We start from the raw sequence: 5040 nt of genomic DNA on the forward strand, positions 1-5040 counted from the left end.
CCCCCCGCCCTAGCCTGCGAGAAAAGAAGCGAAGTGTCCGTACACCCCCGTCCGCACCACCCCAGGAGCCCCGCATGACCGCACTTCCGCAGGAGCGCCGCGTCGTCACCGCCATTCCCGGACCGAAGTCGCAGGAGTTGCAGGCCCGCCGTACCGCCGCGGTCGCGCAGGGTGTGGGGTCCGTGCTGCCCGTGTTCACGGCACGGGCCGGTGGCGGGATCATCGAGGACGTCGACGGCAACCGGCTGATCGACTTCGGGTCGGGCATCGCCGTGACCTCCGTCGGCGCCTCCGCCGAGGCCGTCGTGCGCCGGGCGTCCGCGCAGCTCGCCGACTTCACCCACACCTGTTTCATGGTCACGCCGTACGAGGGGTACGTCGAGGTCGCCGAGGCGCTCGCCGAGCTGACCCCGGGTGACCACGCCAAGAAGAGCGCGCTGTTCAACTCCGGCGCCGAGGCCGTCGAGAACGCCGTGAAGATCGCGCGGTCGTACACGAAGCGGCAGGCCGTCGTGGTGTTCGACCACGGCTACCACGGGCGGACCAACCTGACCATGGCGCTGACGTCCAAGAACATGCCGTACAAGCACGGCTTCGGACCGTTCGCGCCCGAGGTGTACCGCGTGCCCGTGGCGTACGGCTACCGCTGGCCGACCGGTCCCGAGAACGCCGGCCCCGAAGCCGCCGCGCAGGCCATCGACCAGATCAGCAAGCAGGTCGGCGCGGAGAACGTCGCCGCGGTCATCATCGAGCCGGTGCTCGGCGAGGGCGGTTTCATCGAGCCGGCCAAGGGCTTCCTGCCCGCGATCCGCACGTTCGCCTCCGACCACGGCATCGTCTTCGTCGCCGACGAGATCCAGTCCGGCTTCTGCCGTACGGGCCAGTGGTTCGCGTGTGAGGACGAGGGCATCGTCCCGGATCTGATCACCACCGCCAAGGGCATCGCCGGTGGCCTGCCGCTCGCCGCCGTGACCGGGCGCGCCGAGATCATGGACGCCGCGCACGCCGGCGGTCTCGGCGGCACCTACGGCGGCAACCCGGTCGCCTGCGCGGGCGCCCTGGGCGCGATCGAGACCATGAAGGAGCTCGACCTCAACGCCCGGGCGAAGGACATCGAGGCCGTGATGAAGGCGCGCCTGTCCGCCATGCAGGACAAGTTCGACATCATCGGCGACGTCCGTGGCCGTGGCGCGATGATCGCCATCGAGCTGGTCAAGGACCGCGCCACCAAGGAGCCGAACCCGGAGGCGACCGCCGCGCTCGCCAAGGCCTGCCACGCCGAGGGCCTGGTGGTCCTGACCTGTGGCACCTACGGCAACGTCCTCCGCTTCCTGCCTCCGCTGGTGATCGGCGAGGACCTGCTGAACGAGGGCCTCGACATCATCGAGCAGGCCTTCGCACGCATCTGACGTCGGCTTCGCCTCTGCCCCGGCGCCGGACCGCGCGCATCTGAGCCGGCATCGGGGCAGGTGAGCCGCTCCGGTTCCGCTACCGGGGCGGCGAGCGGCAGAGCGTGTGAAGAAGGTGTGCGAGGTGGATGACAGGGGGCCCTGCGGCCTGTCCTCCGACCAGCCCCTGTCGTAGGTTCTACCCAGATGAGAGATACACCCCGCCCACAGGGGACTGTGGGTGACATCAGGCCGGGGCCTCCCCAGCTTCGACCTGGTCGTGCCCTCGCGCACACAACCGGAGCCTGAGGCTCTGGATCTCCTCACCGATCGGACAGTCGCCCGCCCCAAACCCCCCGGGGCGCGCGACGTTCCGGTCCGGACGGCCGCCCCGGAACCACCCCCCCCTGTTCCGGGGCGGCCGACCTCCCTCTTCCTTCTCTGCGGCTCGCCCGCATCAGCCGTCGCCGGCCTCCCGCGCGACGCGCTCCAGTCGGCGCCGGGGTTCTCGCACCACTCCTGCTCGCGCGACTCGTCGACGGTGGCCCAGGCCCGACCGGAGACCCGACGGCGTGAGGAAACCCGCCCCCGCATTCCCGGACCACGATCACGAGTCGTGCCGCCCGGACACGGAGTGAAAGCGGGTGACCAGCGTGCCCAACACCGTTCGGAGCACGCGGCTGAGCAACAGTCCTGGCAACAGGACCCACTCCCACTCAGTCTCGAGGAACGGTTGATCGTGCAGTATGTCTTCGGTGACGTAGGCCTGGCCCGCGACGCATGAGCGGTCGCCCAAGTACAGGTGCTCCGGGAACACGGCGGCCGTCTCCGCGACGACGCAGCCCTCGCCAAGGCATACGGATTCCGACGCCGACCCCGACCCCGCTCCCCCGGCCGGCCGCTTCCGCCGCTGCTCCTGTTCCGCCCGCTGCCCCTGCGATGCCTGCTCGGCGTAGAGCCACGGACAGTGGTCGAAGAGGCCGTGGTCGTCGCTCTCCGGCTGGTTCACGTGATCCTCCACTGGGTCGCGCGGGCGGACAGTGGATATCCGTGCCCGTGCCAAGCTGTGTCCCATGCCGATCTCCGGGGACCAGTGTCTCGACGAGCCCACCACCGCGCGGCACCCGCGCTTCCCGGCCCTCCTGCTGGGCCTCCCGGCGCTGCTCTTCGCCCTGATCACCTGGCAGGTCGTCGCCGGCGGCCCGCTCGTCCGCCTCGACGAGGGCGTCAGCCGCGACCTCGTCCATCCCGACGGCCTCTCCGAGTTCCTCTCCGACCTCGGCAACGTCCAGGTCGCGGTCCCGGTCCTCGCCGTCGCACTCGGACACGTCGCGCTACGGACCCGCCGCACGGACCGCTGGTGGCTGCCGGTCACCGCCGCGGCCCTCCTCATGGCCCTGGTCCCGGCACTGATCATCCCGCTCAAGGAACTCACGGACCGCCCGGGCACCCCGGCCGTCCCGCCCGGCACCGGCTACTACCCCTCGGGCCACACCGCCACGGCCGCCGTCGCCTACGGCTGCGCGACCGTGCTCCTGCTCCCCCGGCTCCGCGCGCCCCTCGCCCGCCGCGCCCTGGTCACCGCCTGCCTCGTCCTCGTACTCGGCGTGAGCTACGGCCTGGTCCGCCGTGGCTACCACTGGCCACTGGACGTGGTGGCGAGCTGGTGTCTGTGCGCGGTGCTGCTGTCGTCGATGTGGCTGTTCCTCAGGCGGACGACGCCGCCCGAGCGGCCCCGGTAGGGCCTAACCGTCGTTCTCCGTGGCCAGTCCCGCCGCCGCCTCGTGCATCGCCAGTTCCAGCAGGGCGGGGTCCGTCAGGGTGCCCGAGCCGTCCGGGGGGATCAGCCAGCGGACTCCGCCGGGTGAGGAACGGCCCGGGTACGGCACGACGATCCAGGTGCCGGCGCCCGCCGTGCGGATGCCCGTGCCGAGCCAGCGGGCGGCGGTGCCCGGCGGCACGAAGAACCCCATGCGCGCGTCGCCGAAGTCGACGAGGACGGGGCCCGGCTGGTCGAGCACGCGGCTGAGCACGTCGAGCGTGGCGTAGCCGAGTTCGCCGGGCAGGATGAGCACGTCCCACGCGCTGCCGGCCGGCAGCAGTGTGACCCCGAGCGGGTCGCGCTCCCACGTCCAGCGGCAGGCCTCGGGGTCGGGTGCGACGGATGTGAGCCAGTCGACCGCCGTCTTCGCACCGGTCATCAGGAAGACCTCCTTCTCACTCGTGAATCTCGCGGACGCGCAGGGCGTCCCGAGGGCGTCACGAGGGAGAGGGAGGTCTCCTTGCGGTCATTACGCGGGTTTCGGCCCCTCGTTGGAGTGAACCGTCTCACACCTCGCCGGTTCAGCTGTCGAAGCCCAGCCCCAGCCGGTCCATCGTGCGCAGCCACAGGTTGCGGCGCCCGCCCTGGGCGTCCGCGCGGGCCAGGGACCACTTGGTGAGGGCGATGCCCGTCCAGGCGAAGGGTTCGGGCGGGAAGGGCAAGGGCTTCTTGCGGACCATGTGCAGTTCCGTGCGTTCCGTGCGCTCGCCGGACAGCAGGTCCAGCATCACCTCGGCACCGAAGCGCGTCGCGCCGACGCCCAGGCCCGTGTAGCCCGCCGCATAGGCGACCTTCTGCTGGTGGGCGGTGCCGAAGAACGCCGAGAAGCGGGAGCAGGTGTCGATGGCACCGCCCCAGGCGTGGGTGAAGCGGACGCCTTCCAGTTGCGGGAAGCAGGTGAAGAAGTGCCCGGCGAGCTTGGCGTAGGTCTCCGGGCGGTTGTCGTACTCGGCGCGGACGCGGCCGCCGTAGGGGTAGACCGCGTCGTAGCCGCCCCAGAGGATCCGGTTGTCGGCGGACAGGCGGAAGTAGTGGAACTGGTTGGCGCTGTCCCCGAGGCCCTGACGGTTCTTCCAGCCGATCGACGCGAGCTGCCCGGGGGTGAGCGGCTCGGTCATGAGGGCGTAGTCGTAGACCGGGACGGTGTACGAGCGGACGCGTCTGACCAGGTTCGGAAAGATGTTCGTGCCGAGGGCGACCTGGCGGGCGCGGACCCTGCCGTAGGGGGTGCGTACGGCCATGCCGGCGCCGTACGGCTTCAGCGTCAGCGCGGGGGTGTGTTCGTAGACGCGGACTCCGAGCTCCACGCAGGCCCGCTTCAGGCCCCAGGCGAGTTTCGCCGGGTGCAGCATGGCCACGCCCCTGCGGTCCCACAGGCCCGCCTGGAAGGTCGGTGAGTTCACCTGCTCCCGGACCGCCTCGGCGTCCAGGTATTCGACGCCCTCGGCGAGGCCCCGGCGGGACGTCTCCTCGTGCCAGTCGCGCAGTTGCGCCGCCTGGTAGGGCTCGGTGGCGACGTCGATCTCGCCGGTGCGTTCGAAGTCGCAGTCGATGGAGTGCCGGGCGACCGCCGCCTCGATCGCGTCGAGGTTGCGGGCGCCCAGCTCCTGGAGCTTGTGGATCTCCTCCGGCCAGCGGGCGAGGCCGTTGGGCAGGCCGTGGGTGAGGGAGGCGGCGCAGAATCCGCCGTTGCGGCCCGAGGCGGCCCAGCCCACCTCGTGGCCCTCCACCAGCACCACGTCCCGCCGCGGGTCGCGTTCCTTGGCGATCAGCGCCGTCCACAGTCCGCTGTAGCCGCCGCCGACGACCAGCAGATCGCAGGTCTCGGAG

5 protein-coding genes are annotated in these 5040 nt (G+C 71.3%); 2 read left to right on the plus strand and 3 right to left on the minus strand.

Annotated elements, in window-relative coordinates; genetic code table 11:
* Positions 1–74: 74 nt before the first annotated feature.
* A complete protein-coding gene (gene gabT, locus CA983_RS40665) occupies positions 75–1409 on the plus strand; it encodes a 4-aminobutyrate--2-oxoglutarate transaminase (protein WP_086605701.1) in 1335 nt (444 codons plus the stop codon).
* Between the two features lie 586 nt (positions 1410–1995).
* Here gabT and CA983_RS49750 read toward each other — a convergent pair.
* Positions 1996–2397 (minus strand): hypothetical protein, encoded by a 402-nt coding sequence (locus tag CA983_RS49750; RefSeq protein WP_208637149.1) that lies wholly within the window; start codon positions 2395–2397, stop codon positions 1996–1998.
* Between the two features lie 64 nt (positions 2398–2461).
* Between CA983_RS49750 and CA983_RS40685 the strand changes: the two genes are divergently transcribed.
* On the plus strand, positions 2462–3130 hold the full coding sequence (locus tag CA983_RS40685; protein ID WP_086605702.1) for a phosphatase PAP2 family protein: 669 nt from the start codon (positions 2462–2464) through the stop codon (positions 3128–3130).
* 3 nt (positions 3131–3133) lie between these two features.
* On the opposite strand, the gene CA983_RS40690 is transcribed toward CA983_RS40685, so the two are convergent.
* Together CA983_RS40690 and CA983_RS40695 are read right to left on the minus strand one after the other, a co-directional pair.
* Positions 3134–3589: a hypothetical protein gene (locus CA983_RS40690; protein ID WP_086605703.1), complete on the minus strand. Its 456-nt coding sequence runs from the start codon at positions 3587–3589 to the stop codon at positions 3134–3136.
* 142 nt (positions 3590–3731) lie between these two features.
* A partial coding sequence (locus tag CA983_RS40695; protein ID WP_086605704.1) for an NAD(P)/FAD-dependent oxidoreductase occupies positions 3732–5040 on the minus strand: 1309 nt, incomplete at its 5' end.

The organism is Streptomyces swartbergensis, from assembly GCF_002148965.1.
GTDB lineage: Bacteria > Actinomycetota > Actinomycetes > Streptomycetales > Streptomycetaceae > Streptomyces > Streptomyces swartbergensis.